At 73.4% G+C, this 24,446-nt stretch carries 21 protein-coding genes, 5 tRNA genes and 1 pseudogene; 19 read left to right on the top strand and 8 right to left on the bottom strand.

Annotation, left to right across the window (positions count from 1 at the left end; all coding sequences use genetic code 11):
- A pseudogene (locus tag ACIPYS_RS34305) lies at positions 1 to 91 on the bottom strand (roadblock/LC7 domain-containing protein); the annotation flags it as partial.
- Between the two features lie 10 nt (positions 92 to 101).
- Complete coding sequence (locus tag ACIPYS_RS34300) at positions 102 to 3,983, bottom strand: nitrate- and nitrite sensing domain-containing protein (protein WP_400753590.1); 3,882 nt, start codon at positions 3,981 to 3,983, stop codon at positions 102 to 104.
- 624 nt (positions 3,984 to 4,607) lie between these two features.
- On the opposite strand from ACIPYS_RS34300, the gene ACIPYS_RS34295 reads away from it, so the two are divergent.
- The 7 genes from ACIPYS_RS34295 (at position 4,608) to ACIPYS_RS34265 (ending at position 6,594) form a co-directional block, all read left to right on the top strand.
- Positions 4,608 to 4,829, top strand: a complete 222-nt coding sequence (locus ACIPYS_RS34295) for a hypothetical protein (RefSeq protein WP_093860417.1) — start codon at positions 4,608 to 4,610, stop codon at positions 4,827 to 4,829.
- 228 nt (positions 4,830 to 5,057) lie between these two features.
- Positions 5,058 to 5,858: a fumarylacetoacetate hydrolase family protein gene (locus ACIPYS_RS34290; RefSeq protein WP_093860416.1), complete on the top strand. Its 801-nt coding sequence runs from the start codon at positions 5,058 to 5,060 to the stop codon at positions 5,856 to 5,858.
- A 230-nt stretch (positions 5,859 to 6,088) separates the two neighbouring features.
- Positions 6,089 to 6,160, top strand: a tRNA-Gln gene (locus tag ACIPYS_RS34285).
- Between the two features lie 39 nt (positions 6,161 to 6,199).
- Positions 6,200 to 6,272, top strand: a tRNA-Glu gene (locus ACIPYS_RS34280).
- Positions 6,273 to 6,299: 27 nt separating this feature from the next.
- Positions 6,300 to 6,372: transfer RNA gene (locus ACIPYS_RS34275), tRNA-Glu, on the top strand.
- 26 nt (positions 6,373 to 6,398) lie between these two features.
- Positions 6,399 to 6,471 (top strand) — tRNA-Glu (locus ACIPYS_RS34270).
- A gap of 48 nt (positions 6,472 to 6,519) precedes the next feature.
- Positions 6,520 to 6,594: transfer RNA gene (locus ACIPYS_RS34265), tRNA-Gln, on the top strand.
- Between the two features lie 198 nt (positions 6,595 to 6,792).
- Here ACIPYS_RS34265 and ACIPYS_RS34260 read toward each other — a convergent pair.
- The gene (locus ACIPYS_RS34260; protein WP_030306825.1) at positions 6,793 to 7,506 is read right to left on the bottom strand and encodes an IclR family transcriptional regulator; all 714 of its coding nucleotides are present in this window, start codon (positions 7,504 to 7,506) and stop codon (positions 6,793 to 6,795) included.
- Between the two features lie 231 nt (positions 7,507 to 7,737).
- Here ACIPYS_RS34260 and leuC point away from each other — a divergent pair, with 231 nt between their 5' ends.
- From leuC to ACIPYS_RS34240, 4 genes are all read left to right on the top strand, one after another.
- On the top strand, positions 7,738 to 9,159 hold the full coding sequence (leuC, locus tag ACIPYS_RS34255; protein ID WP_093860415.1) for a 3-isopropylmalate dehydratase large subunit: 1,422 nt from the start codon (positions 7,738 to 7,740) through the stop codon (positions 9,157 to 9,159).
- A gap of 5 nt (positions 9,160 to 9,164) precedes the next feature.
- Positions 9,165 to 9,761 carry a 3-isopropylmalate dehydratase small subunit gene (gene leuD, locus ACIPYS_RS34250; RefSeq protein ID WP_093860414.1) on the top strand — a complete coding sequence of 199 codons (597 nt, stop codon included), beginning with the start codon at positions 9,165 to 9,167 and terminating at the stop codon, positions 9,759 to 9,761.
- 184 nt (positions 9,762 to 9,945) lie between these two features.
- A complete protein-coding gene (locus ACIPYS_RS34245) occupies positions 9,946 to 10,293 on the top strand; it encodes a hypothetical protein (protein ID WP_400753583.1) in 348 nt (115 codons plus the stop codon).
- Positions 10,294 to 10,426: 133 nt separating this feature from the next.
- Positions 10,427 to 11,176, top strand: a complete 750-nt coding sequence (locus ACIPYS_RS34240; RefSeq protein ID WP_093860413.1) for an HU family DNA-binding protein — start codon at positions 10,427 to 10,429, stop codon at positions 11,174 to 11,176.
- A 171-nt stretch (positions 11,177 to 11,347) separates the two neighbouring features.
- Here the strand turns inward: ACIPYS_RS34240 and ACIPYS_RS34235 are convergent, their stop codons facing one another.
- Together ACIPYS_RS34235 and cofC are read right to left on the bottom strand one after the other, a co-directional pair.
- Complete coding sequence (locus tag ACIPYS_RS34235; RefSeq protein ID WP_093860412.1) at positions 11,348 to 11,569, bottom strand: hypothetical protein; 222 nt, start codon at positions 11,567 to 11,569, stop codon at positions 11,348 to 11,350.
- Between the two features lie 43 nt (positions 11,570 to 11,612).
- A complete protein-coding gene (gene cofC, locus ACIPYS_RS34230; RefSeq protein WP_093860411.1) occupies positions 11,613 to 12,332 on the bottom strand; it encodes a 2-phospho-L-lactate guanylyltransferase in 720 nt (239 codons plus the stop codon).
- Positions 12,333 to 12,547: 215 nt separating this feature from the next.
- Here cofC and ACIPYS_RS34225 point away from each other — a divergent pair, with 215 nt between their 5' ends.
- The 3 genes from ACIPYS_RS34225 (at position 12,548) to ACIPYS_RS34215 (ending at position 15,601) form a co-directional block, all read left to right on the top strand.
- A complete protein-coding gene (locus tag ACIPYS_RS34225) occupies positions 12,548 to 13,372 on the top strand; it encodes a 1-acyl-sn-glycerol-3-phosphate acyltransferase (protein WP_093860410.1) in 825 nt (274 codons plus the stop codon).
- Positions 13,369 to 14,370 carry an NAD(P)H-dependent glycerol-3-phosphate dehydrogenase gene (locus ACIPYS_RS34220; protein WP_093860409.1) on the top strand — a complete coding sequence of 334 codons (1,002 nt, stop codon included), beginning with the start codon at positions 13,369 to 13,371 and terminating at the stop codon, positions 14,368 to 14,370. The genes ACIPYS_RS34225 and ACIPYS_RS34220 overlap by 4 nt, the downstream gene beginning before the upstream one ends.
- A gap of 88 nt (positions 14,371 to 14,458) precedes the next feature.
- Positions 14,459 to 15,601, top strand: coding sequence for a D-alanine--D-alanine ligase family protein (locus ACIPYS_RS34215; RefSeq protein WP_093860408.1), 1,143 nt, complete (start codon positions 14,459 to 14,461; stop codon positions 15,599 to 15,601).
- 116 nt (positions 15,602 to 15,717) lie between these two features.
- Here ACIPYS_RS34215 and ACIPYS_RS34210 read toward each other — a convergent pair whose 3' ends face one another.
- Positions 15,718 to 16,230 carry a DUF3515 domain-containing protein gene (locus ACIPYS_RS34210; protein WP_093860407.1) on the bottom strand — a complete coding sequence of 171 codons (513 nt, stop codon included), beginning with the start codon at positions 16,228 to 16,230 and terminating at the stop codon, positions 15,718 to 15,720.
- A 19-nt stretch (positions 16,231 to 16,249) separates the two neighbouring features.
- Positions 16,250 to 16,483: an Lrp/AsnC family transcriptional regulator gene (locus ACIPYS_RS34205; RefSeq protein ID WP_093860406.1), complete on the bottom strand. Its 234-nt coding sequence runs from the start codon at positions 16,481 to 16,483 to the stop codon at positions 16,250 to 16,252.
- 215 nt (positions 16,484 to 16,698) lie between these two features.
- On the opposite strand from ACIPYS_RS34205, the gene ACIPYS_RS34200 reads away from it, so the two are divergent.
- The 3 genes from ACIPYS_RS34200 to thiD all read left to right on the top strand — a co-directional run bounded on the left by ACIPYS_RS34200 (position 16,699) and on the right by thiD (position 19,736).
- Entirely contained in the window at positions 16,699 to 17,664 is a 966-nt protein-coding gene (locus tag ACIPYS_RS34200) for a thiamine-phosphate kinase (protein ID WP_093860405.1), read from the top strand.
- Between the two features lie 230 nt (positions 17,665 to 17,894).
- Positions 17,895 to 18,920, top strand: a complete 1,026-nt coding sequence (locus ACIPYS_RS34195; RefSeq protein ID WP_093860404.1) for a 6-phosphofructokinase — start codon at positions 17,895 to 17,897, stop codon at positions 18,918 to 18,920.
- A gap of 18 nt (positions 18,921 to 18,938) precedes the next feature.
- Positions 18,939 to 19,736 carry a bifunctional hydroxymethylpyrimidine kinase/phosphomethylpyrimidine kinase gene (thiD, locus tag ACIPYS_RS34190; protein WP_400753572.1) on the top strand — a complete coding sequence of 266 codons (798 nt, stop codon included), beginning with the start codon at positions 18,939 to 18,941 and terminating at the stop codon, positions 19,734 to 19,736.
- A gap of 136 nt (positions 19,737 to 19,872) precedes the next feature.
- Here the strand turns inward: thiD and rpmB are convergent, their stop codons facing one another.
- Positions 19,873 to 20,058 (bottom strand): 50S ribosomal protein L28, encoded by a 186-nt coding sequence (rpmB, locus tag ACIPYS_RS34185; RefSeq protein ID WP_073813963.1) that lies wholly within the window; start codon positions 20,056 to 20,058, stop codon positions 19,873 to 19,875.
- A gap of 283 nt (positions 20,059 to 20,341) precedes the next feature.
- On the opposite strand from rpmB, the gene ACIPYS_RS34180 reads away from it, so the two are divergent.
- Both ACIPYS_RS34180 and recG read left to right on the top strand, forming a co-directional pair.
- Positions 20,342 to 21,973 carry a DAK2 domain-containing protein gene (locus tag ACIPYS_RS34180; RefSeq protein ID WP_231978570.1) on the top strand — a complete coding sequence of 544 codons (1,632 nt, stop codon included), beginning with the start codon at positions 20,342 to 20,344 and terminating at the stop codon, positions 21,971 to 21,973.
- Positions 21,974 to 22,025: 52 nt separating this feature from the next.
- Positions 22,026 to 24,260 carry an ATP-dependent DNA helicase RecG gene (gene recG / locus ACIPYS_RS34175; protein WP_400753568.1) on the top strand — a complete coding sequence of 745 codons (2,235 nt, stop codon included), beginning with the start codon at positions 22,026 to 22,028 and terminating at the stop codon, positions 24,258 to 24,260.
- Positions 24,261 to 24,446: the final 186 nt, after the last annotated feature.

The following is a 24,446-nucleotide window of genomic DNA, read 5'->3' as shown; positions in this document are numbered from 1 at the left end:
CCGCGGAGACCACCACCGTGTGCGACACCCCGGGGGTGTTGTCCACGAAATTGGTGATCAGCCAGTTCAGGTTCTGTGCGGCCTGGCTCATCTGATTCAACTCAACGCTCCTGATGATCTGCGGCGTTGCCGTCGGTCCGGCCTCCGAAGCTATCGAACCCGGCCTGCTGGGCACCATGGTGGGAACCGGCCGGATTGGCCGGCGGCTGACCCGCGGCCTGCTCGGCACCCGCCCGGCGGCCCTGCTGGATGCCGCGGCGCAGGTTGGTCAGGCGGCCGCGGACCTCCTCGGGCGCCCGGGACACCTGCGGACCCGTCATCGGGGACGACTCGGCGGTCCCGGAGACCAGGTTGGCCTGAGGGGTGCGCCGGGGCAGGCCCGACATGGTGACCCCGCTGGTCGAGGGCTCGCGGACCTGTTCGGCCCGGCGCCAGCGCTCGTCGTTGGCGGACGGGCGCCACGGCGCGTCGCCGGGCTGCTGCTGGCCCGGGGCCTGCTGCTGGGCCTGCTGCTGGGGCGCCTGCTGCTCGGGCCGCGACTGCGGGGCCTGGGCCTGCGGTGCCTGCTGCTGCGGTGCCTGGCGCTGGGCCTGCGGCTGCTGGGCCTGCTGCTGGGGCTGCCGCTGCTGCGGCGCCTGCTGCTGCGGGCCCTGCGGTCGCTGCGGCCGGCCCTGGGGGGCCTGTCGGCCGCCGTCCTGGGCCGGGAAGCCCGGGGCCGTGGTGCCGGGACGGCGCGGCTGGTACGCCTGCTCGCCCGGGCGGCCCTCCTCGCGGTACCAGCCCTGCTCGGCCGGCGCCCCGCCCTCGGACGGGCCGGACGGCAGCGCCATCGGCTCCTGCCGCACGGGCGGCTGTGCCGCCTGCTGCTGCGGGGCCTGCGGCGGCTGGACGTTCCGCTCCGGACGGCCCGGGTTCGGCACGCTCGGCAGCACCGGCTCGACCAGGCCGAGGCCCAGCGGGTCGCGCGGGTCGATGTCACTGGCCTCGAACCGGGGCCGGGCGAGCTGCTGGGTGCTCTCCGCCGAGGAGGGGTCGGCCGCCGGCAGCGGCTGGGGCTGCTGGGCCTGCGGCAGCGGCTGCTGCCGGCCCGGCTGCGGGCGGTCGCCCTGGGCGGGCTGCTGCGGACGGCCGCCCTGGCCCTGCTGCGGGCCCTGCTGCGGCCGGCCCTGCGGACCGGGACGGCCCTGGCCGGGGCGCTGGCGCTGCGGCAGCCCGTCCTGCGGGCGCTCGCCGGGGCGGGCACCCTGCGGTGCCGGCGCGCCGGGACGGCCCGACTGGTCGGCCCAGCCGTGCTGCGGCTGCTCGCCGCCGCGGGCGGCGGGGGCACCGGCGCCCTGCGGACGCTCCTGGCCGGGACGGCGTGCCCCCGGACCGCTCTGCTGCGGACCGTTCTGCTGGGGACCCTGCGGGCCCTGGGGGCCGCCGGGCTGCCGCTCGCGACGGGGCAGACCACCGGGCGCGCCCTGCGGCGGCCCCTGCCGGCCGGGGGAGCGCTGCGGGAGGCCGCCCTGCTGGTTCGGGGTGCCCTGCTGCGGCGGGGTCTGCCGGCCCGGAGCCGGTCGGCCCTGGCCGGCACCCGGCTGGTTCGGGGCCTGCTGGCCGGGACCCTGCTGGGTGGGAGTGGCCGGACGACCGGCCTGCGGCGGGTTCTCCCGCAGCGACTGGCCGATCTGGCGGGTCGGCAGACCGCTGGCCGGGGCGCCCGGGGCACCCTGGCCGCCGGACGGGCCGGGACCGCCCTGGCCGAGCTGCGGCCGGCCCTGCGGAGCGCCGCCCGCCGGAGCCTGGCCGAGCGCGGCCCGGTCGCCGCCGCGGCCGCCCTGGCCGGCCGGCATCTGGCGCTGCTGGCGCGGCGTCGGGGCGACCCCGCGCTGCTGCTTGGGCTGCTGGCCGCCGCCGGGGCGACCGGCGCCGCGACGGTCGGCGGAGTTGGTGACGTCCACCGGGAGCATGACCAGCGCGGTGGTGCCACCGGAGTCGCTGGGACGGAGCTGGATGCGGATGCCGTGTCGCAGGGACAGGCGGCCGACCACGAAGAGGCCCATGCGGCGGGAGACGGAGACGTCCACCGTCGGCGGGTTGGCGAGGCGCTCGTTGATCTCGGCCAGGTCGTCCGGGCTGAGACCGATACCGGTGTCGTGGATCTCGACCAGCACCCGGCCGTCCGGCAGGGCGTGGCCGGTGACCCGGACCCGGGTCTGCGGGCTGGAGAACGAGGTGGCGTTCTCGAGCAGCTCGGCGAGCAGGTGGACGAGGTCGTTGACGACGCGGCCGGCGACCTCGGCCGACGGCACGGCGGCGAGCTCGATGCGCTCGTACTGCTCCACCTCGGAGGCGGCGGCGCGGAGCACGTCGACCAGCGGGACGGGGCGGGTCCAGCGGCGGCCCGGGTCCTCACCGGCGAGGACGAGGAGGTTTTCGCCGTTGCGGCGCATACGGGTCGCGAGGTGGTCCAGCTTGAAGAGGTTGGCCAGCTGGTCCGGGTCCGCCTCGCGGCTCTCCAGCTCGGAGATGAGCGACAGCTGGCGCTGGATGAGGCCCTGGCTGCGGCGCGAGAGGTTGGTGAACATCGCGTTGATGTTGCCGCGGAGGAGGGCCTGCTCGGCGGCGAGGCGGACGGCCTCGCTGTGCACCATGTCGAAGGCGTGGGCCACGTGGCCGATCTCGTCCGCGGAGTCGACGCCGACGGGTTCGACGGCGACGTCGACGTCGTGCGGGTCGGTCTCGGAGAGCGTCTTGACCAGCTCGGGCAGTCGCCGCTCGGCGACGTCCTCGGCCGCGGACTGGAGCCGGGTCAGCGAGCGCACCATCGAGCGGGCGATCAGACCGGCGCCACCGAGGGCGACGAGCAGCACCAGCGCGACGGCGGCACCGATGATCAGGGCCTCGGTGTCGGCCTGGGACTGGAGTTCCTGGGCCTTTCCGTCGAGGTCCTCGATGAGCTTGGACTCGATCCGGCGCTCGGCGGCGATCTTGGCGGTGGACTGCTCGTACCAGTCCTTGTAGCTGACGACCTCGCTCTGGTGGATACCGCTCTGCTGCAGGATCGAGCGGGCGTAGCGGTCGGCCGCGGCGACGACCGAGTTGTAGCTCAGCTGGCCGCGCAGGTTGTCCAGGTCGTGCGAGGTGTAGATGTTGTTGAAGCCGGTCAGCGCGTTGTCGTAGGACGACTTCAGCCGGATACCGAAGGACTCGTCGCTCAGGCTGAGGTCGGGGCCGCCCGGGTTGGCGAGCGCGGCGCTGATCAGCGCGCGCTGCTGCGAGGTGGAGTTCTTGGCGAGCGAGAACTGCTGCAGGGCGCGGGTCGCGCGGACCAGCTCGCGGTTGTTCGACGCGAGCGCGATGTCCTGGGTGATCGACAGCAGGTCGCGGATGATCACGTCGTATGCGGTGATCGTCGCCTGGATGTTCTGGTTGTTCTGGTACGGGTTGCCACGAGCGTCGGAGACCGAGTTCAGGTCCTTGCGGATCTGGAAGAGCAGGGCCTTCCCGCCGGAGAGCTCGAGGTTCTCGAACTTGTCGGCGGACGCGGTGAAGGTGCGGCTGAGGTCGTCGGTGACCTTGCGCGCGGCGACGATGTCGTCGTCCAGCGGCGCGTTGGGCTTGTTGGTCATCGGCCCCGCGCTGACGTCCCGCTCGTTCTGCAGGGCGTTGGCGAGGTCGGTCGCCTTCTTGGCCAGGTCGGAGAGGTTGGCCATCTGGGCCAGCTGCTGCGAGGTCTCGAGCGAGGTCTGGATGCGCAGGCCACCGAGGACCAGCGCGACCATGACCGGGAGCGCGAGCAGCGCGATCAGCTTGCTGCGGATCCGCCAGTTGCGCATGGCGAGCCGGCTCATGCCCTTGGCCCGGCGCCGGGTCAGCGAGGACCGGAGCTTGCCGCGGGCCGACTTCCGCTCCGCGCCCTCCTCCTCGGGCCGCCCGATCACGTCGGGCGCCGGTTCGGCCGGACCGCCGGGGGCCGCCGCCGGCTGGGGGGCTGCCACCGGCTCACGCGACTCAGGGTCACCCGCGCCGCCGCTACCCCTTTTGAAACGTCCCTGCACTGGCGTCGCAACCTCTGGACCGGGCGTCCCGCCGCGTCGCCGCGGCCTGGACGGTGTGGAGTTTCCATCCGCACCCCGGCCGGTCCGGGAGAGCGGGTCACCGGGGTGGAGTACTCCCTACCCACGGTCCGTGGCATTCCAGCACAGCCGGGGAATCCCAACAAGGGCGAGCGGGGCACATCGGGCGGCACTACCGAACGCGCGCGGAATCTCACGGTCTGTACGGCAACCGGACCTGAATACCGCATTTTTCGGACACTCGTCAGATACATGCCAAGCAGAGCCGAGATCAACCTGATGCACGGCGCTTCGGGTATGACCGATATATCCGATATGCCGGTAAAAACTGATGCAGCGACATGTCGGATATAGGCATTATGTTCCGTGATTTGTGACGAAAATCACAGATGAATGTGTAGCTTTGGTCACGGTGCCTGTGGAAAGAGATCCGTAACCTTGCGGTATCCGGAGCACGGCCCCGATCAGCCTGCCCAGAATCCTCCCGAATCACTCAGGCCGGGGCCGATCTCGGTCGCCCGGCCACGACCTTGAGGTGCTGACGAGATGTCCCAGGCGAATAAGGCCGCCGAGTCCACGCTGTCCGCCGTCTCCACCGCGAACCCGCGCCGGACGACGCTGGCCTCGGTCGAGGACTTCGGCCAGATCCCCGGCGCCCGCGGGCCCGAGGCCGCCGTGACCTACCCGACCGACCTGCCCACCTCCACCGCCAACCCGCGACGCACCCGGCTGATGGTCGCTCCGGTGGTGAACGTCCCGCAGGACTGAAGCGTTCCGCATACGCCCCGAAGGGCCCCGCCACCCGGTGGCGGGGCCCTTCGCGTACCCGGGCGCCCCCGCCTGCGCCCGGACACCCCGGGTCGGCGGAGCGGCCGGTCCGGGGCCCGCGCGATAGCCTGGGCGGCGATTGAGCGGGGCCGGGTCCGAGGTGGGACCGGCCTCCACCAGCGCCCGGGCGCGCCCCGGGCGGCCGACGACGCGAGGGGTGCCCGAGCCGTGCGCATTGCCAGGTTTTCCGTCCGGGAAGGGAGCCCTGCCGCCGGCAGCGTCTCCTTCGGTGTGGTCGAGGGGGACCCGGCGCGGCCCGAGTCGCTGGTGGTCCACGGGCTGGCGGGCCACCCGTTCGGCCAGCCCCGGCCGACCGGTGAGAGCTACCGCTTCCAGGACGTCAGGCTGCTGAGCCCGATCCTGCCCAACAAGATCGTCGCGGTCGGCCGCAACTACGCCGCGCACGCCGCCGAGCTGGGCAACGCCGTCCCGGACGTCCCGCTCACCTTCTTCAAGCCCTCGACCTCGGTGATCGGGCCGACCGAGAGCATCGCCTACCCGCCGTTCTCCTCGGACGTCCAGCACGAGGCGGAACTGGCCGTGGTGATCGGCCGGATGTGCCGGGAGGTGCCGCTGGAGCGGGTCCCCGAGGTGATCCTCGGTTACACCTGCGCCAACGACGTCACCGCCCGCGACGTCCAGCAGCGCGAGGGCCAGTGGGCCCGCGCCAAGGGCTTCGACACCGCCTGCCCGCTCGGCCCCTGGATCGAGACCGACCTCGACCCCTCCGACCTCGCCGTCACCTGCACGGTCAACGGCGAGCTCCGGCAGACCGGCCGCACCTCCCTGATGGTCCGCTCGGTCGCCGAGCTGATCGTCCACATCTCCGAGGCGATGACGCTGCTGCCCGGCGACGTCGTCCTCACCGGCACCCCCGCCGGCGTGGGCCCGATCCAGGTCGGCGACGAGGTCGCGGTCACCGTCGAGGGCATCGGCACCCTCGCCAACAAGGTGGTCGAGCGCGCCTAGCGGCACCCTCGCGGACCCGGCCCCGGTGCCGGGTCCGCGGCGCCCCCGGAGGTCACCGGACGGCCCCCTTCCCGCTGCCTGGGGTTATCGATTTTGGAGCCGGGGCGGACGTCGGGTAATGTTCTTTCTGCGCCGCCCGGGAGGGCAACGACGAGGGAGTCAAAGCCCCCGCCGGAGCCGAGCGGGAGGCGCAAGCCCGAGATGGTCCCCCGACGGGGGTTCAACTCTGGTGGGGTATGGTGTAATTGGCAGCACGAGTGATTCTGGTTCATTTAGTCTAGGTTCGAGTCCTGGTACCCCAGCGCAGTACCCGCGGTCCACACCGCGACAAGTGAAGACAAGCCCCCGTTGTGTAGCGGCCTAGCACGCTGCCCTCTCACGGCAGTAGCGCCGGTTCGAATCCGGTCGGGGGTACTGGTCCCGCAAGGGACCGCCTGGAAAGCCCCCGTTGTGTAGCGGCCTAGCACGCTGCCCTCTCACGGCAGTAGCGCCGGTTCGAATCCGGTCGGGGGTACTGATTCCGCAAGGAATCGCCAGGATGCCCCCGTTGTGTAGCGGCCTAGCACGCTGCCCTCTCACGGCAGTAGCGCCGGTTCGAATCCGGTCGGGGGTACTGAAGCAGGAAGCCGATGGGGTTGCTCATCGGCTGATTGCTTTGTGTTGGGGTATGGTGTAATTGGCAGCACGAGTGATTCTGGTTCATTTAGTCTAGGTTCGAGTCCTGGTACCCCAGCCAGAAAAGAAAGGCCCCGGTCCCCGGGGTCTTTTTTGATTTCCCGGCCCTCCGGAATCCACCGGGAATCCACGGCGGTCCTCGACGGCAGTCCTCGTCCGAAGGGCCCCGCTCGACAACGAGCGGGGCCCTTCGCGGTTCGTGGGTGGGGGAGCGTGGGGGAACGCGGGGCGGTGCGGGGGTGGGTGGGGGACGGGCGGGTCAGCTGCGGCGCAGGGCCTCGGTGAGCCGGTTGGCGGCCTCGATGATGGCCTGGGCGTGCAGCCGCCCGGGGTGGCGGGTGAGGCGCTCGATCGGCCCGGAGACCGAGACGGCGGCCACGACGCGGTTGGAGGGGCCGCGGACCGGCGCGGAGACGGAGGCGACGCCCGGCTCCCGCTCGCCGATCGACTGGGCCCAGCCGCGCCGCCGGACCCCGCTCAGCGCGGTGGCGGTGAACCGGGCGCCCTGCAGGCCGCGGTGCAGCCGCTCGGGCTCCTCCCAGGCCAGCAGGACCTGGGCGGCCGAGCCGGCCTTCATCGGCAGGGTGCTGCCGACCGGGACGGTGTCCCGCAGACCGGAGAGCCGCTCGGCGGCCGCGACACAGATCCGCATCTCGCCCTGACGGCGGTAGAGCTGTGCGCTCTCGCCGGTGACGTCGCGCAGGTGGGTCAGGACCGGGCCCGCGGTGGCGAGCAGCCGGTCCTCGCCCGCCGCGGCGGAGAGTTCGGACAGCCGCGGGCCGAGGATGAACCGGCCCTGCATGTCCCTGGTGACCAGACGGTGGTGTTCGAGTGCGACGGCGAGTCTGTGGGCCGTGGGGCGCGCCAGACCGGTGGCGGCGACCAGCCCCGCCAACGTGGCGGGGCCCGACTCCAGTGCGCTCAGCACCAGAGCGGCCTTGTCGAGCACGCCGACGCCGCTAGAGTTGTCCATGCGCTAAGACTGCAGTCTCATTCCGCGAGACGCAAGTTCAATCTTCTGCGAAAAGCGCCACTCTGGATGCAGCAGCCCGGGAGACATCCAGGATGCGACCCCGCCGAGGTGTCCGCATCGTGGACACCGATCCGGTGTGCAGGTCGCTCGTCACGTGCCGCACCGGGCCGCGACAGCTTCGACCTCGACGACACGAGAAGGCCGGCAACGCGGCCGGCTGGAGGGATTCCGATGGGACGGACACTCGCAGAGAAGGTCTGGGACGACCACGTCGTGCGGCGCGCGGAGGGCGAGCCCGACCTGCTCTTCATCGACCTGCACCTGCTCCACGAGGTGACCAGCCCGCAGGCCTTCGACGGCCTCCGGCTGGCCGGGCGCACGGTCCGCCGCACCGATCTCACGATCGCCACCGAGGACCACAACACCCCGACCCTGGACATCGACAAGCCGATCGCCGACCCGGTCTCCCGCGTCCAGCTGGAGACCCTGCGCAAGAACGCGGCCGAGTTCGGCGTCCGGATCCACTCCCTGGGCGACATCGAGCAGGGCGTCGTGCACGTCGTCGGCCCCCAGCTGGGCCTGACCCAGCCCGGCACGACCGTGGTCTGCGGCGATTCCCACACCTCCACCCACGGCGCGTTCGGCGCCCTGGCGTTCGGCATCGGCACCAGCCAGGTCGAGCACGTGCTCGCCACCCAGACGCTGCCGCTGGCCCCGTTCCGGACCATGGCGATCACCGTCGAGGGCGAACTGCCCGAGGGCGTCACCGCCAAGGACCTCATCCTGGCGATCATCACCCGGATCGGCACCGGCGGCGGCCAGGGCTACGTCCTGGAGTACCGGGGTTCGGCGATCCGCGGCCTCTCCATGGAGGCCCGGATGACCATCTGCAACATGTCCATCGAGGCGGGTGCCCGGGCCGGCATGATCGCCCCGGACGAGACCACCTTCGCCTACCTCGAGGGCCGCCCGCACGCGCCGCAGGGCGAGGACTGGGACGCCGCCGTCGAGTACTGGCGGACCCTGGTCACCGACGAGGACGCGGTCTTCGACCACGAGATCTTCATCGACGCCGCCGAGCTGACCCCCTTCGTCACCTGGGGCACCAACCCCGGCCAGGGCGCCCCGCTCGGCGCCTCGGTGCCGGACCCGGCCTCCTTCGCCGACCCGCAGGAGCGGATCGCCGCCGAGAACGCCCTCGCCTACATGGGGCTGGAGGCCGGCACCCCGCTGCGCGAGGTCGCGGTCGACGCGGTCTTCGTCGGCTCCTGCACCAACGGCCGGATCGAGGACCTGCGCGCCGCCGCCGATCTGCTGCGCGGCCGCCGGATCGCCGACGGCGTGCGGATGCTGGTCGTCCCGGGCTCCGTCCGGGTCGCCCTCCAGGCCGTCGAGGAGGGGCTGGACAAGGTGTTCACCGCGGCCGGCGCCGAATGGCGGCACGCGGGCTGCTCGATGTGCCTGGGCATGAACCCGGACCAGCTCGCCCCCGGCGAGCGCTGCGCCTCGACCTCGAACCGCAACTTCGAGGGCCGCCAGGGCAAGGGCGGCCGCACCCACCTGGTCTCGCCCCAGGTCGCCGCCGCGACCGCCGTCCTGGGCCGCCTCGCGGCCCCCGCCGATCTGGCGTCCAGCGCCGCCGTGGAGGTCTGAGCAGCATGGAGAAGTTCACCACCCACACCGGGCGGGCCGTGCCGCTGCGCCGCAGCAACGTCGACACGGACCAGATCATCCCCGCCCATTGGCTGAAGAAGGTCACCCGTTCCGGTTTCGAGGACGGTCTGTTCGAGGCCTGGCGCCGGGACGAGTCGTTCGTTCTCAACCGGCCCGAGCGGCAGGGTGCCACCGTCCTGGTGGCCGGGCCCGAGTTCGGCACCGGCTCCTCCCGCGAGCACGCCGTCTGGGCCCTGCAGAACTACGGCTTCCACGCCGTGATCTCCTCGCGCTTCGCCGACATCTTCCGCGGCAACTCGCTGAAGAACGGCCTGCTCACCGTGGTCCTCCCGCAGGAGACCGTGGAGCGGCTCTGGGAGCTGACCGAGGCGGACCCGACCGCCCCCGTCACGGTCGACCTGGAGGCCCGCGAGGTGCGGGCCGAGGGCATCACCGCGCCGTTCGAACTGGACGACAACCTCCGGTGGCGGCTGCTCAACGGCCTGGACGACATCAGCATCACGCTGCGGAACGAGGCCGACATCGCGGCCTTCGAGGCGAGCCGTCCGGCGTTCAAGCCGCGCACCCTGCCGGCGGCCTGACCGCCCGTTCTGAACAAGCATTCTGACGATCCGCCGGATGGCCCGTCTCCCCCCTCGGGGGGGCGGGCCATCCGGCGTTCCGGGGCGGGAGTTGTGCCCGCCCGCGGGCCCCGGATTGACGATTCGGTTTTGCGGCGGAGGGCCCCGCGCATGCACAACTGCGCGTAGATGGCACAATCAGTGCATGCACCGGCACCATGAACCTCCGTACGCGGGCGGCGAACCCGCGTCACCGGAGTCCACGGGCCGGGGATCCGAACGCCGAATTGACGATCGGCCGGACGCCGCCACCTCAGCTGCTGAGGGGCCGGACGACCCGGAAGTCGCAGCGCTCTTCGCGCTTGTGGCCGAGCGGTTGAAGCAAGCTCACGACCGCGTGCATGCGCTGAACGTGTCTGCCGATGCAAAGACCGCTCTCACCCGTCAACTGCTCATCGTCACCGAGGCCGCCAAGCGCGATCTTCCGGAGGCGGCGCGGCGGTTGAGTCGCTTTGTGCAGGACCTCGACGAGGGGCGCCCGCCCGTCGTCTGAGGTCGCCGACGCGCAAATCCATTGCGACACTAGGGTGATTCGCGCGTTTGGTAATTGAAAGTCCGCAGATACATACCTAACGTGCGAAATGAACGGATGGAATCATCCGGCGCCCGTTTCTGAAGGGGAAGACGTGAACAAGGCTCAGCTTGTCGAAGCGGTGGCCGAGCAGCTGGGCGGTCGCAAGGCTGCCGCAGAGGCCGTCGACGCAGTGCTCGACACCATGGTGCGCGCCGTCGTGGCCGGCGACCGTGTTTCGGTCACCGGTTTCGGCACCTTCGAGAAGGTGGAGCGCTCCGCGCGCTTCGCCCGCAACCCGCAGACCGGCGAGAAGGTCAAGGTCAAGAAGACCTCGGTGCCCCGCTTCCGTCCGGGCCAGGGCTTCAAGGACCTGGTCAGCGGCGCCAAGAAGCTGCCGAAGGAAGGCCCCTCGGTGAAGAAGGCGCCCAAGGGCTCCCTCACCCCGGGCAAGAGCGGTGTCGCCGCCACCCCGGCCGCCAAGCGTGCCGCCACCAAGCGCGCCGCCACGGCCGCTGCCGCCGCCGCTGCCGCCACCCCGGCGAAGAAGGCCGCTGCCAAGAAGACGGCCACCAAGGCGACCGCCACCAAGGCGACCGCGACCAAGGCCGCCGCCACCAAGACGGCCGCCACCAAGAAGACGGCCGCCGTCAAGAAGGCCACCACCACCGCCGCCGCGAAGAAGACCACCGCGACCGCGACCAAGAAGGCGACCACCACGGCCGCCAAGAAGGCGACCACCGCCGCCGCCGCGAAGAAGACCACCGCGACCGCCAAGAAGGCGACCGCCACGGCCAAGAAGACGGCGCCGGCGAAGAAGACCGCCACCCGCAAGACCACCGCGCGCAAGACCACCGCCAAGTAGTCGGTGCGCGTCGTCGTCGGACGGCCTTCGCGAGCCGTGGCGCCGCCCTCCTCCGGGAATTCCCGGCAGGGTGGTGCCACGGCTTTTCGCTTTTCCGGGATTTCCCCCCCGCGACCGCCGCGAGCACGGCTCCCGGTGGCTCGGCGCCTCCTGAGGGCGCCGCCGCCCCGGTCAGTCCGCGGCCGGGTCCGGGAAGGTCTGCAGCGTCAGGAAGACCACCCGCCGGGCCTCACCGGCGCCCTCGGTGCGGATCCGCACCCGCTGGCCCGGGCGCAGCAGCCGCAGCCCGCCGGCGTCGAAGGCGGCCGCGTCGAACGGCACCGGGGTCCCGTCGTCGAGCAGCACGGAGCCGGCCCGGGTGGCGGGGTCGAAGGTGAACGCGGTGGCCTGCATGCCAGCAGCATAGCGAGGGGCACCGACAGTCCCCGGCGGTGCCTCAGCCGGGCAGCGGCGCGCCGGACCGGGGTTGCCGCGGCAGGTACCCGAGCCGGGTGGCCAGGGCCCGGGTGTGCGGCCCCACGCCGAGCACCAGCGCCTCGGCCAGGTCCTCGCCGGTGTCGACGTCCCGGCGGACCGACTCCACGCCGGACAGCCGCAGTTCGCGGGCGCCGCCGGCCGCGTGCCGGGCGCGCGAGCCGTCCCCGAACGCGGGGTCGAGCGGACTGCCCGGGGCGCAGGCCAACAGGGTGGTGCCCAGCCCGGGAGCGTCCGGCAGGAAGGCGCGGCCGGTCGCCGGGACGGCGGCCAGCACCCGGTCCAGCTCGGCCGCGCGCAGGGCCGGAAGGTCCGCCGAGAGGGCGGCCACCGGCGCGTGGGGCGCGAGCACCAGCGCGGCCGCCGCGCCGTGCGCCAGGGCCTGGTTGAGGCCGCCGCCGGGCTCGTCGTCGACCACCAGGGCGCCGAGCGCGGCCAGCCGCGCCCCGGCCCCGGCGTCCCGGGTGACCACCAGCACCCGGCCGGTCCCCGGTGCGGCCAGCGCGGCCGCGACGGTGTCCAGGGCGAACGAGAGTGCGAGGTCGGGGCGGTGCGGGCCGGCGAACGGCGCCAGCCGGGACTTGGCCCCGGCGAGCCGCTTGAGCGGCACCACCAGCGACCAGTCGGCGGCGGGTGCGGCGGGCGTGACGGGCCTGCCTGGGCGTACGGTGTCCTGGGTCATCGGCGTCATTGTGACGCCGGTCCCGGAGCCCTCGCCAGGCCGTCCGAACTGTGCGGACGTGCGTTTGATCACGCCCGCCGGACGTCCGGGCGGGGTTGCTCGACAGCCGCCGAGCGGTCGGGCGACACTGTTCCGCCGCCCGCGCCCCGAGCGGGCGGCGGATGGCGAGATCGACCGCGGCACCCCACGTGCCGCACGAATGAGGAGGATCTGGGGTGGCCCGCCGCTCGTACGCCAGCTTCGGCAACGCCGACTACGGCTTCTGGTACCGCTTCGCGGCCGTGCTGGTGAAGCCGGTGACCACCGCGCTGGTCAAGCCCGACTGGCGGGGCTGGGAGCACCTGCCGAAGCGGGGCGGCTTCATCGCCGCGGTCAACCACAACTCGATCATCGACCCGGTCGTGTACGCGCACTGGCAGTACAACAGCGGGCGGCCGCCGCGGATCCTCGGCAAGTCCTCGCTGTTCTCGGTCCCGTTCATCGGGTTCATGCTCCGCAAGACCGGCCAGATCCCGGTGTTCCGCGAGTCGACCGACGCGGCGCAGGCCTTCCGGTCCGCCATCGACGCGGTCAACAGCGGCCAGTGCGTGCAGTTCTACCCGGAGGGAACGCTCACCCGGGATCCGGACCTGTGGCCGATGACCGGCAAGAGCGGGGTCGCCCGGGTGGCGCTGATGACCGGCGCGCCGGTCGTCCCGGTGGCCCACTGGGGCGCCCACGAGATCATCCCGCCGTACGGCCGGGGCGGCGCGGGCAGGAGCAGGTTCAACCTGTTCCCGCGCCACCGGGTGGTCGTGGCGGCCGGACCGGCCGTCGACCTGAGCAAGTACCAGGGGCAGGAGCTGACCGCCCAGGTGCTCAGGGACGCCACCGAGGACATCATGACGGCGATCACCGCCGTGCTGGCCGACATCCGCGGCGAGGAACCGCCCGCGGAGCGGTACGACATGCGGGAGGCGGCCCGGCTCCGGGCCGCCGCCGCGGCCCGCCGCGAGGGCGGCGGCCGTGGCACCGACGAGGCAGGGAAGGAAGCCAAGTGACCCGCTGCGCCGTGTTCGGCACCGGTTCCTGGGGCACCGCGTTCGCGATGGTGCTCGCCGACGCCGGCTGCGAGGTGGCCCTCTGGGGGCGCCGCCAGGAGCTGGCGGACGCCGTCAACGCCACCCACAGCAACCCGGACTACCTGCCCGGGGTCCGGCTGCCGGACACCGTCCGGGCCACCACCGACCCCGCCGAGGCGCTGGCCGGCGCGGACTTCGCGGTGCTGGTGGTGCCCTCGCAGACGCTGCGCGAGAACCTCGCCGCCTGGGCGCCGCTGCTGGAGCCGCAGACCGTCCTGGTCAGCCTGATGAAGGGCATCGAGCTCGGCACCGCGAAGCGGATGAGCGAGGTCGTCGGCGAGGTCGCCGCGGTCGGCCAGGAGCGGATCGCGGTGGTCAGCGGGCCCAACCTGGCCCGGGAGATCGCCAACCGGCAGCCCGCCGCCAGTGTGGTGGCCTGTACCGACGAGGCGGTCGCCAAGCGGCTCCAGTCGGCCTGCCACACGCCGTACTTCCGGCCGTACACCAACACCGACGTGATCGGCTGCGAGCTGGGCGGGGCGGTCAAGAACGTGATCGGCCTGGCGGTCGGCATGGCCGACGGCATGGGCCTCGGCGACAACACCAAGGCGACCCTGATCACCCGGGGTCTGGCCGAGACGACCCGGCTCGGGCTGGCGCTCGGCGCCGACCCGTACACCTTCGCCGGCCTGGCCGGCATGGGCGACCTGGTGGCGACCTGCTCCTCGCCGCTCTCCCGCAACCACACCTTCGGCACCAACCTGGGCCGGGGCATGTCGCTGGCCGAGACCATCGCGGCCACCCGGCAGACCGCGGAGGGCGTCAAGTCCTGCGAATCGGTGCTCGACCTGGCCCGGCGCAACGGCGTCGACATGCCGATCGTCGAGGCGGTGGTGGACGTCGTGCACAACGGGCGGCCCACCCAGGAGGCGCTGCGGGCGCTGATGTCCCGCTCGGCCAAGCCCGAACGGCGCTGACGGGCCGGTGCCCGGCCGGGCACCGGCCCGGGCCCGGTCGGGTCGGTCACCGGCCCGAAACCCGCCTCGGGGTACCCTCTGTCGCGATATGAGCATCGAACAGACCTCCCAGAACCCGTCCGCGAAGCCGCGGGTCGCCGTCGTGTTCGGCGGCCGCAGCTCCGAGCACGCCATCTCGGTCTCCACCGCGGGCAGCGTGCTGAGGGCGATCGACCGCGACAAGTACGAGGTGCTGCCGATCGGCATCACCCACGAGGGCCGCTGGGCGCTGGCCAGCGACGAGCCGGCCCGGATGGCGATCACCGACGGCCGGCTGCCGGACGTCGAGCACGTCGCCGAGTCCACCGAGGGCCGGGTCGCGCTGCCGGTCGACCCGGGCAGCCGCGAGGTGGTCTGGAGCGAGCCCGGTGCCGCCCCCAAGGCGCTCGGCGAGGTGGACGTGGTCTTCCCGCTGCTGCACGGCCCCTGGGGCGAGGACGGCACGCTGCAGGGCCTGCTGGAGCTCTCGGGCGTGCCGTACGTCGGCAACGGCGTGCTGGCCAGCGCGGCGGGCATGGACAAGGAGTTCACCAAGCGCCTGCTGGCCTCGCACGGCCTCGGCGTCGGGCGGTACACCGTGGTCCGCCCGCGCGAGTGGGAGACCGAGGAGGGCCGGGCCGCGGTGCGCGAGCGGGTGGCCGGTCTCGGTCTGCCGCTGTTCGTGAAGCCCTGCCGGGCCGGCTCGAGCATCGGCATCAGCAAGGTCAAGGACCTCTCCGACCTCGACGCCGCGATCGAGGAGGCGCGCCGCCACGACCCCAAGCTGATCATCGAGGCGGGTGTCTCCGGCCGTGAGCTGGAGTGCGCGGTGCTGGAGTTCGAGGACGGCCCGCGGGCGAGCGTCCCGGCCGAGGTGCTGGTCGGCGGCGGCTACGAGTTCTACGACTTCGAGGCCAAGTACATCGACTCCTCCGAGGTCCGGATCCCGGCCGAGCTCACCGACGGGGAGACCGCCGAGATCCGCCGCCAGGCGATCGAGGCCTTCGAGGCGCTCGGCTGCGAGGGCCTGGCCCGGGTGGACTTCTTCCTGCTGGACGACGGCAGCTGGATGGTCAACGAGGTCAACACGATGCCCGGCTTCACCCCGATCTCGGCCTACCCGAAGATGTGGGAGGCGAGCGGGATGTCGTACCCGGAGCTGGTGGACCGGCTGCTGCAGGCGGCCCTGCGCCGCTCGACCGGCCTGCGGTAGCCCCGCGCGGACGGTGCGACGGGGCGGTCCCGGGACGCCGGGGCCGCCCGCGTGCGGGCCGCTGCCCGTGCGGGCCCGTCCGGCCGTGCGGGCCGGTCCGGTCCCGTCCGGCCGGGTCAGGGGATGTTGGCGGCGACCACGGGGGAGAGCGCGGCGACCACGTCCATCGGGTTGGCGAACGAGCCCTTGGGCACGGTGAGCTCCACGTAGGCCTTGCGCATCGTGACGGTGTAGCGGTAGCCGCCGTCCCCCAGCTCCTGCGGCCACCAGGTCACATCGTTGATCATCGGCGAGACGTCCTTGGCGGCGGGGCCGTTCAGGGCCTCGGGCCGGTCCACGCCGCAGCGCAGCACCACCTTCGGCGAGCTGTCCCAGGCGGCCAGGAACGGCGAGGCGGGGGTCGGGTCCTTGCGGGGGTGGCCGAACAGCTCCTGGGGGAGCGCCTCGGCGAGCGCCCGGCAGTAGCCGGCGGCCCGGGGGGCCGGGTTCGGCGTCTCGATCTTCTCGGGCGTGCTCCAGCTGCCGACCAGCACCACGACGGTGCAGGCGAGCGCGGTCGGCACCGCCAGCCACCGGACGGGGGCCGGCAGTGCCGCCAGGAAGCGGGGGACGCGGAGTTCTCGGGTCACCCGCCGATGGTATGCGGCCCTACAGGTGGACCACGGGACAGGTCAGGGTGCGGGTGATGCCCTCGACCTGCTGGACCTTGGCGACGACCAGCCGGCCGAGGTCGTCCACGGTGCCGGCCTCGGCCCGGACGATCACGTCGTACGGTCCGGTGACGTCCTCGGCCTGCAGGACACCGGGGATCTTGGCGATGGACTCGGCGACGGCGCTGGCCTTGCCGACCTCGGTCTGAATCAGGATGTAGGCCTGTACCACGGGGACCTCCGGGCGGCTGGGTACGGGGATCGCGGCCGTGCTCGCCCGCTCGGGCGTCGGGTGGCGAACGGGTTCACGGCAGACTGATCACCACGCTACCCCCCGGTGGGCCGGGGAGGGGAGACCTCTGCGCCGTCGGAGGGCGTACGCTGCGCGCGAGGCGGCGTGGCCGCAGAACGTAGGCGCCCGACCGGGCGCGACCGGGAGGACGGCAGATGCAGGGGACCGTGGGCGAGCTCGGCGAGTTCGGACTCATCAGGGAGCTGACCGCCCGGGTGCCGCTCACCGACGCGGTCGACCTCGGCCCGGGCGACGACGCCGCCGTGGTGAAGGCCCCGGACGGCCGGGTGGTGGCGACCACCGATGTGCTCATCGAGAACCGGCACTTCCGCCGGGACTGGTCCACCGCGTACGACGTGGGCCGCAAGGCGGCGGCGCAGAACCTCGCCGACGTGGCCGCGATGGGCGCGGTGCCGACCGCGATCCTGCTCGGCCTGGTCGCGCCGGCGGACCTGCCGACCACCTGGGCCACCGAGCTGATGGACGGGCTGCGCGACGAGTGCCAGGTGGCCGGCGCGACGGTGGTCGGCGGTGACGTGGTGCGCGGGGACACCATCACGCTCGCCATCACGGCGCTCGGGGACCTTCAGGGGCGCGCGCCGGTGACGCGCGCCGGTGCCCAGGTCGGCGACGTGGTGGCGGTCACCGGCTGGCTCGGCTGGTCGGCGGCTGGTCTGACGGTGCTGCAGCGGGGCTTCCGTTCGCCGCGGGCCTTCGTCGAGGCCCACCGCCGCCCCGAGCCGCCGTACCACGCGGGGCCGTCCGGCGCGGAGCTCGGCGCCACCGCGATGATCGACGTGAGCGACGGGCTGGTGGCCGACCTCGGGCACGTGGCGCTGGCGAGCGGGGTGGACATCGACCTGCGGGCGGCCGACTTCGACGTGCCCGCGCAGATGGCGGACATCGGCCAGGCGGTCGGGGTCGACCCGCTGGTGTGGGTGCTGTCCGGGGGGGAGGACCACGCGATCGTGGCGACCTTCCCGCGCGGGGTCCAACTGCCCGCCCGCTGGCGGGTGGTGGGCGAGGTCGTCGGCCGTTCGCGGGCGGCCAGGGGCGGCCGGGTGACGGTGGACGGCGAGGCCTGGGACCGGGTCGGCGGCTGGGACCACTTCTCGGAGTGACCGGTCCGGGGCCGGGGGCCGGGAACGGGGCGGCGGAGGCCGGTGGTTGACGCCCGGCCGGGGTGCCGCGGGGGCGCGCGACGGGGGCGCGCGACGCTCCCGGGCGCTCGTGCGAACCGGCCCCCGGCGGGGTGAGTGCGTAGGCTTGACCCACAGCCCGGCCACCCGTTCTGACATGAGTGGTCTGGACCACTGTGGTCTGAACCACTTGGAGCGGGAGAGCCACCGGCATGCGCATCGGAGTCCTGACCAGCGGCGGCGACTGCCCCGGCCTGAACGCGGTGATCCGCTCCGTGGTGCACCGCGGCACCGATGTGCACGGCGACGAGATCGTCGGCATCGAGGACGGCTTCCTCGGGCTGATCGAGGGCCGCACCCGCCCGGTCTCGCACGACGACGTCACCGGTCTGCTCACCCTCGGCGGTACCGTCCTCGGCTCGGCCCGGGTGCAGCGCGAGCGGATCGCCTGGGCGGTGGAGAACGCCAAGACCCTCGCCCGGGACATCGGCATCGACGCGCTGATCGCGATCGGCGGCGAGGGCACCCTCACCGCCGCCCGGCTGTTCAGCGAGGCCGGACTCCCGGTGGTCGGCGTCCCGAAGACCATCGACAACGACATCGACGCCACCGACGTCACCTTCGGCTTCGACACTGCCGTGCACGTCGCGACCGAGGCGATCGACCGGCTCAAGACCACCGCGGAATCGCACCAGCGGGTGATGGTCGTCGAGCTGATGGGGCGGCACACCGGCTGGATCACCCTCACGGCCGGCATGGCGGGCGGTGCGCACGGGATCCTGATCCCCGAGAAGCCGTTCGACATCGAGGGGGTGGCCCGGATGGTCGAGGACCGCTTCGCCCGGGGCAAGAAGTTCGCCATCATCGCGGTCGCCGAGGGGGCCTCCCCGATGCCCGGCACCATGCGCTTCGACCACGGCGAGGTCGACCGGTTCGGGCACCGCACCTTCGGCGGGATCGGCAACCGCCTCGCCCACGAACTGGAGAACCTGCTCGGCAAGGAGGCCCGCCCGGTCATCCTCGGCCACGTCCAGCGCGGCGGCACCCCGACCGCCCGCGACCGCGTCCTCGCCACCCGCTTCGGCTGGCACGCCGTGGAGGCCGTCCACCGGGGCGAGTTCGGCCACTTCACCGCGCTGCGCCGGGGCGACATCCGGCTGGTGCCGATCGCCGACGCGGTGACCCGGCTCAAGACCGTCCCCGAGGAGCGCTGGGCGGAGTCGGAGGCCGTGCTCTGACCGCGTAGGTTGGGGGCCATGTCCTCCACCGCACCCCCTCGCGTGCTCACCGTCGCCGGCTCCGACTCCGGCGGCGGCGCCGGCATCCAGGCCGACCTCAAGGCGATGCTCGCCCTCGGCGTCCACGGGATGAGCGTCGTCACCGCCGTCACCGCGCAGAACTCGCTCGGCGTCCAGGGTTACTGGGAGCTGCCGGCCGAGGCGGTCCGGGCCCAGTTCCGCAGTGTGGTCGACGACATCGGCGTCCAGGCCGTGAAGACCGGCATGCTCGCCTCGATCGAGCTGGTCGAGACCGTCTCGGAGCTGCTCGCCGGCGTCGGCGTCCCGGTCGTGGTGGACCCGGTGGGCGTCTCCAAGCACGGCGACGCGCTGCTCGCCGCCGAGGCCGTCGCCACCGTCCGGGAGCGGCTGCTGCCGGTCGCCACCCTCGCCACGCCCAACCTGCACGAGGTGACGCAGCTCACCGGCCGGACGGTCGAGCGCGAGGGCGAGATGCTGGACGCCGCCAAGGCGCTGCTCGACCTCGGGCCGCGCTGGGTGCTGGTCAAGGGCGGGCACCTGGAGGGAGAGGCGGCCGACCTGTTGTACGGGGGCGCGGGGGAGGAGTACTGGTACCGGGCGCCGCGCTACGACAACCGGCACACCCACGGCACCGGCTGCACCCTGGCCAGCGCGATCGCCTCGGGCCTGGCCAAGGGCGAGGAGCTGCCGGCGGCGGTGGCCTCGGCCAAGGAGTACATCACCGGCGCGATCGCCGGCGGCTTCGCGCTCGGCGCCGGCATCGGCCCGGTGGACCACGCCTGGCGGTGGCGCTAGCCGCCGCCCCCGGACATGCCTGTGGGCGGGCCCGAGGGCCCGCCCACATCAGGTCGGTCGGATACCGGAACAACAGAAAGCCGGTTCACCCGGGGATGAACCGACTCACTGGAGGACCGGCATACCGGTCTGCGCGTCAGCGCGAGACCTTACCGGCCTTGATGCACGAGGTGCAGACGTTGAGCCGCTTCGGCGTCCGCCCAACCACAGCGCGCACCGTCTGGATGTTGGGGTTCCAGCGACGGGGGGTACGGCGGTGCGAGTGGGAGATGCTGTTGCCGAAGCCCGGCCCCTTGCCGCAGACGTCGCAGTTGGCAGCCACAGGAGTCACTCCAAGACTTCAGATCATTTACGTGAGACAACCCGCCGGACCAGCGGAGCACTCACGTGAACCGAACCGGACCAAGGGGAGAGCCCGGAATTGTTCCAGGCAACCGGAAGAGCATACAACGCTTGCTTCCGTTCGACGAAACTACCATGACCGGCCGGGTGATCGCTCCGGCCGCCGTGTCCGCCGCCGCCGTCCGGGCCCCGATAACCTGCCCGTACCACCCCTCGCCGTTCACCCTCAGGCCATCACGGCGTCCCACTCCGGAGGAGACCTGGTGCTGCACACGCTCGACGCCCCGGCCGTGCGCAGCTGGTGCCAACTGGCGCTGCGGGCGCTCGGCCAGGCCCGCGAGGAGATCGACGCACTCAACGTCTACCCCGTCCCGGACGGCGACACCGGCACCAACCTGTACCTGACCGTGGAGTCCGCCGCCGCCGCGGTCGAGAGCCGCTTCGCCGAACCGGGCACCGGTCCGGCGCCCGGCCTGGCGGAGACCGCCCGGGCGATGGCCCGCGGCGCCCTCGTCGGCGCCCGCGGCAACTCCGGCGTGATCCTCGCCCAGTGGCTGCGCGGCACCGCCGAGACCCTCGCCCAGGGCGGCGGCGCCGACCAGCTGCGGGCCGCCCTCCAGCGGGCCGCCGACTCCGCCTACCAGGCGGTCGCCGAACCGGTCGAGGGCACCCTGCTGACCGTCGCCCGGATCGCCGCCCGGGAGGCCGCCCGGGCCGGCGACGGCCTCGGCCAGGTCGCCGAGGCCGCCCACCGGGCCGCCCGGGAGGCCCTGCGGCACACCCCCCAGCAGCTCGCCGTGCTCGCGGAGAACGGCGTGGTGGACGCCGGCGGCCGGGGCCTGGTCGCCGTCCTCGGGGCGCTCGCCGACGCGGTCGCCGGCCACCAGCCGATGGGCCCGGTCGCGCTGCGCGACGACCTCCGGCCGCTGGGCGGCTGCGAGCTCCACGTGCGCCCGCCCGGCCCCGGCCACCCCGCCTTCGAGGTGATCTACCTGCTGGACGCGCCAGACGAGGCGCTGCCCGCGCTGCGCGAACGGCTCGCCGGGCTCGGGGACTCGCTGGTGGTCGGCGGCGGCGACGGCCTGTGGAACGTGCACGTCCACGTCGACGACGCGGGCGCCGCCGTCGAGGCCGGGCTCGGGGCCGGGCGCCCGCACCAGATCCGGATCACCCACTTCGCCGAGGCCGCCGCCCGTTCCGGTGCCGCGGCCGGCCGGGACGAGCCCGAGCGGCCGGCCCGCGCGGTGCTGTCGGTGGTCTCCGGCGCGGGCCTCGCCGAACTCTGCGAGCAGGCCGGCGCGGTCGTGCTGCACGCCGAGCCCGGCCGCCCGCCGGCCAGCGCCGAACTCACCGCCGCCGTGCGCCGCGCCGCCGCCCGCGAGGTGGTGCTGCTGCTCAACGACCCCGAGCTGCGGGCCGCCGCCGGGGCCGCCGCCGACCAGCTGCGCGAGGAGGGGGTGCGGATCGCGGTGCTGCCCACCCGCTCGCCGGTGCAGGGACTCGCCGCGCTCGCCGTGCACGAGGCCGGCCGGCGCTTCGACGAGGACGTGGTCGCGATGACCTCGGCGGCCGGTGCCACCCGGTACGCCGAACTGGCCGTCGCCGAGGGCGAGTCCTGGACCATGGCCGGGGTCTGCCAGGCCGGTGACGTGCTCGGGCTGATCGACGGGGACGTCGCGGTGATCGGAGCCGGACTGGCCGCGGTCGGCGCGAGCGTGCTGGACCGGATGCTCGGCGGCGGCGGCGAGCTGGTCACCCTGATCCTCGGCGAGAACGCCCCCGAGGGCCTCGCCGAGCAGCTGGTCGCCCACGCCCGGCACAGCCGTCCGGAGGTGGACGCGGTGGTCTTCCACGGTGGCCAGGAGTCGGCGCCGCTGCTCATCGGCGTCGAGTGACCGGGCGGTGTGCGGGCCGCAATGTCGGTCCGGTGGTGTAGACAGGGGCCTGATGGGCGCTCTCGATGAACCACTGACCAAGCTCGTCGGCGACCGGACCGCCAAGGTGCTCGCCGACAGTCTCAAGCTGCGCACGGTCGGGGACCTGCTGCACCACTATCCGCGCCGCTACGTCGAGCGGGGCCAGCTCACCAGTCTGGACGAGCTGGAGGTCGACGAGCACGTCACCGTGCTGGCGCGGATCGACAAGGTCACCCTGATCCCGTTCCGCGGCCGCAAGGGCGACCGGCTGGAGGTGGTGGTCACCGACGGCCGCAGCCGGCTCACGCTGGTCTTCTTCAACCAGGGCTGGCGGCAGAAGGAGCTGCGACCGGGCACCCAGGGCCTGTTCGCGGGCAAGGTCGGGGTGTTCAACCGGGCCCGCCAGCTGGCCTCCCCCGACTACCAGCTGCTCGACGACACGGACGGCGACGGCGCCGCGGCCAGGTTCGCCGGCCGGCTGATCCCGGTCTACCCGGCCAGTGCCCAGATGCCCAGCTGGAAGCTCGCGCTCTGCGTGGAGACGGCGCTCACCAAGCACGTGTCCGACGTCGGAGAGCCGCTGCCCGCCGAACTCCGCGAGCGGCACGGCCTGATCGCGCTGCCCGAGGCGCTCGAGCTGATCCACCGCCCGCGGAGCCAGGCCGACCGCGAGCGCGCCCAGGAGCGGCTCCGCTGGGACGAGGCCTTCGTCCTCCAGGTCGCCCTCGCCCGGCGCCGGGCCGCCGACTCCGCGCTGCCCGCCAGACCGCGGGTGCCCCGCCCCGGCGGCCTGCTGGACGCCTTCGACGCCCGGCTGCCGTTCACCCTCACCGAGGGCCAGCGGAAGGTCTCCGCCGAGATCGCCGCCGACCTGGCGGGCGAGCACCCCATGCACCGGCTGCTCCAGGGCGAGGTCGGCTCCGGGAAGACCCTCGTGGCGCTGCGGGCCATGCTGGCCGTGGTCGACGCGGGCGGGCAGGCGGTGCTGCTCGCGCCCACCGAGGTGCTGGCCCAGCAGCACCACCGGTCGATCGTGGAGATGATGGGCGACCTCGCCGAGGGCGGCCTGCTCGGCGGCTCCGACCTGGGCACCCGGGTGGCGCTGCTCACCGGGTCGATGGGGGTGCCGGCCCGGCGGCAGGTGCTGCTCGACATGGCCTGCGGGGACGCCGGCATCGCGATCGGCACCCACGCCCTGATCGAGGACAAGGTGCAGTTCCAGGACCTCGGCCTGGTCGTGGTCGACGAGCAGCACCGGTTCGGCGTCGAGCAGCGGGACGCGCTGCGGGCCAAGGGCGAGCAGCCGCCGCACCTGCTGGTGATGACGGCCACCCCGATCCCGCGCACGGTCGCGATGACCGTCTTCGGAGACCTCGAGACCTCGGTCCTGGACCAGCTGCCGGCCGGGCGCTCGCCCATCTCCACCCATGTGGTGCCGGCCGTGGAGAAGCCCAACTTCCTGACCCGGGCCTGGGAGCGGGTCCGCGAGGAGGTGGCCAAGGGCCACCAGGCGTACGTGGTCTGCCCCCGGATCGGCGACGAGGAGCCGGAGCCGGCGAAGGGCGCCAAGCGCGGGCGGCGGCCGGTGGAGGACCTCGAGGAGCTGCTCGACGACGCGCCGGACGAGGGCGCGGCGGCCGACGGCGACCGGCGGCCCCCGCTGTCCGTGGTGGAGACCACCGCCAAGCTGGTGGCGGGCCCGCTGGCCGGGCTGCGGGTGGAGATCCTGCACGGCCGCCTGGCACCGGAGGCCAAGGACGAGGTGATGCGCCGGTTCGCGGCCGGCCAGGTGGACGTCCTGGTCGCCACCACGGTGATCGAGGTCGGCGTCAACGTGCCGAACTCCACCGCGATGGTGATCATGGACGCGGACCGGTTCGGCGTCTCCCAGCTGCACCAGCTGCGCGGCCGGGTCGGGCGCGGGTCCGCCCCCGGGCTCTGCCTGCTGGTCACCGACATGCCGGCGGCCAGCCCCGCCCGGGCCCGGCTGGACGCGGTGGCGGACACCCTGGACGGCTTCCGGCTGTCCCGGATCGACCTCGAACAGCGCCGCGAGGGCGATGTGCTGGGCCAGGCGCAGTCCGGGGTGAAGTCCTCGCTCAAGGTGCTCTCGGTGCTGGAGGACGAGGAGGTCATCGTGACCGCCCGGGCCGAGGCCACCCGGCTGGTCGCCGAGGACCCGGACCTCACCGCCCATCCGGACCTGCGCACGGCCCTGGCCAGCCTGCTGGACGAGGACCGCGCGGCCTACATGGAGAAGGGCTGACCGGTCCGGGGGACGCCCGACCGGCCCGAGGGACGCCCGACCGGCCCGGGGGACGTCGGCCCGGCCCAGGGCCTGCCCGGCCCGCCCGGTCCGTCCGCCGGGCCCTCGGCCGGGCCCGATTGTCAGACCCCCGGGAGAGAATGAAGGTGTTCGGGACGCACCCCCAAGGTGCGTTCCCGGCACGAC

Source organism: Kitasatospora sp. NPDC089913, assembly GCF_044748625.1.
Lineage (GTDB): Bacteria > Actinomycetota > Actinomycetes > Streptomycetales > Streptomycetaceae > Kitasatospora.
The sequence above is the reverse complement of the archived record's forward strand: the minus strand, read 5'-3'. Positions and strand labels throughout refer to the sequence as shown.

Excerpts from the sequence above, each read along its gene's own strand:
- recG (WP_400753568.1), top strand. The coding sequence starts at position 22,026 with ATGGGCGCTCTCGATGAACCACTGACCAAGCTCGTCGGCGACCGGACC.
- ACIPYS_RS34195 (WP_093860404.1), top strand. The coding sequence starts at position 17,895 with ATGCGCATCGGAGTCCTGACCAGCGGCGGCGACTGCCCCGGCCTGAAC.
- leuC (WP_093860415.1), top strand. The coding sequence starts at position 7,738 with ATGGGACGGACACTCGCAGAGAAGGTCTGGGACGACCACGTCGTGCGG.
- ACIPYS_RS34215 (WP_093860408.1), top strand. The coding sequence starts at position 14,459 with ATGAGCATCGAACAGACCTCCCAGAACCCGTCCGCGAAGCCGCGGGTC.
- ACIPYS_RS34260 (WP_030306825.1), bottom strand. The coding sequence starts at position 7,506 with ATGGACAACTCTAGCGGCGTCGGCGTGCTCGACAAGGCCGCTCTGGTG.
- ACIPYS_RS34200 (WP_093860405.1), top strand. The coding sequence starts at position 16,699 with ATGCAGGGGACCGTGGGCGAGCTCGGCGAGTTCGGACTCATCAGGGAG.
- ACIPYS_RS34295 (WP_093860417.1), top strand. The coding sequence starts at position 4,608 with ATGTCCCAGGCGAATAAGGCCGCCGAGTCCACGCTGTCCGCCGTCTCC.
- ACIPYS_RS34245 (WP_400753583.1), top strand. The coding sequence starts at position 9,946 with ATGCACCGGCACCATGAACCTCCGTACGCGGGCGGCGAACCCGCGTCA.
- cofC (WP_093860411.1), bottom strand. The coding sequence starts at position 12,332 with ATGACCCAGGACACCGTACGCCCAGGCAGGCCCGTCACGCCCGCCGCA.
- leuD (WP_093860414.1), top strand. The coding sequence starts at position 9,165 with ATGGAGAAGTTCACCACCCACACCGGGCGGGCCGTGCCGCTGCGCCGC.
- ACIPYS_RS34235 (WP_093860412.1), bottom strand. The coding sequence starts at position 11,569 with ATGCAGGCCACCGCGTTCACCTTCGACCCCGCCACCCGGGCCGGCTCC.
- thiD (WP_400753572.1), top strand. The coding sequence starts at position 18,939 with ATGTCCTCCACCGCACCCCCTCGCGTGCTCACCGTCGCCGGCTCCGAC.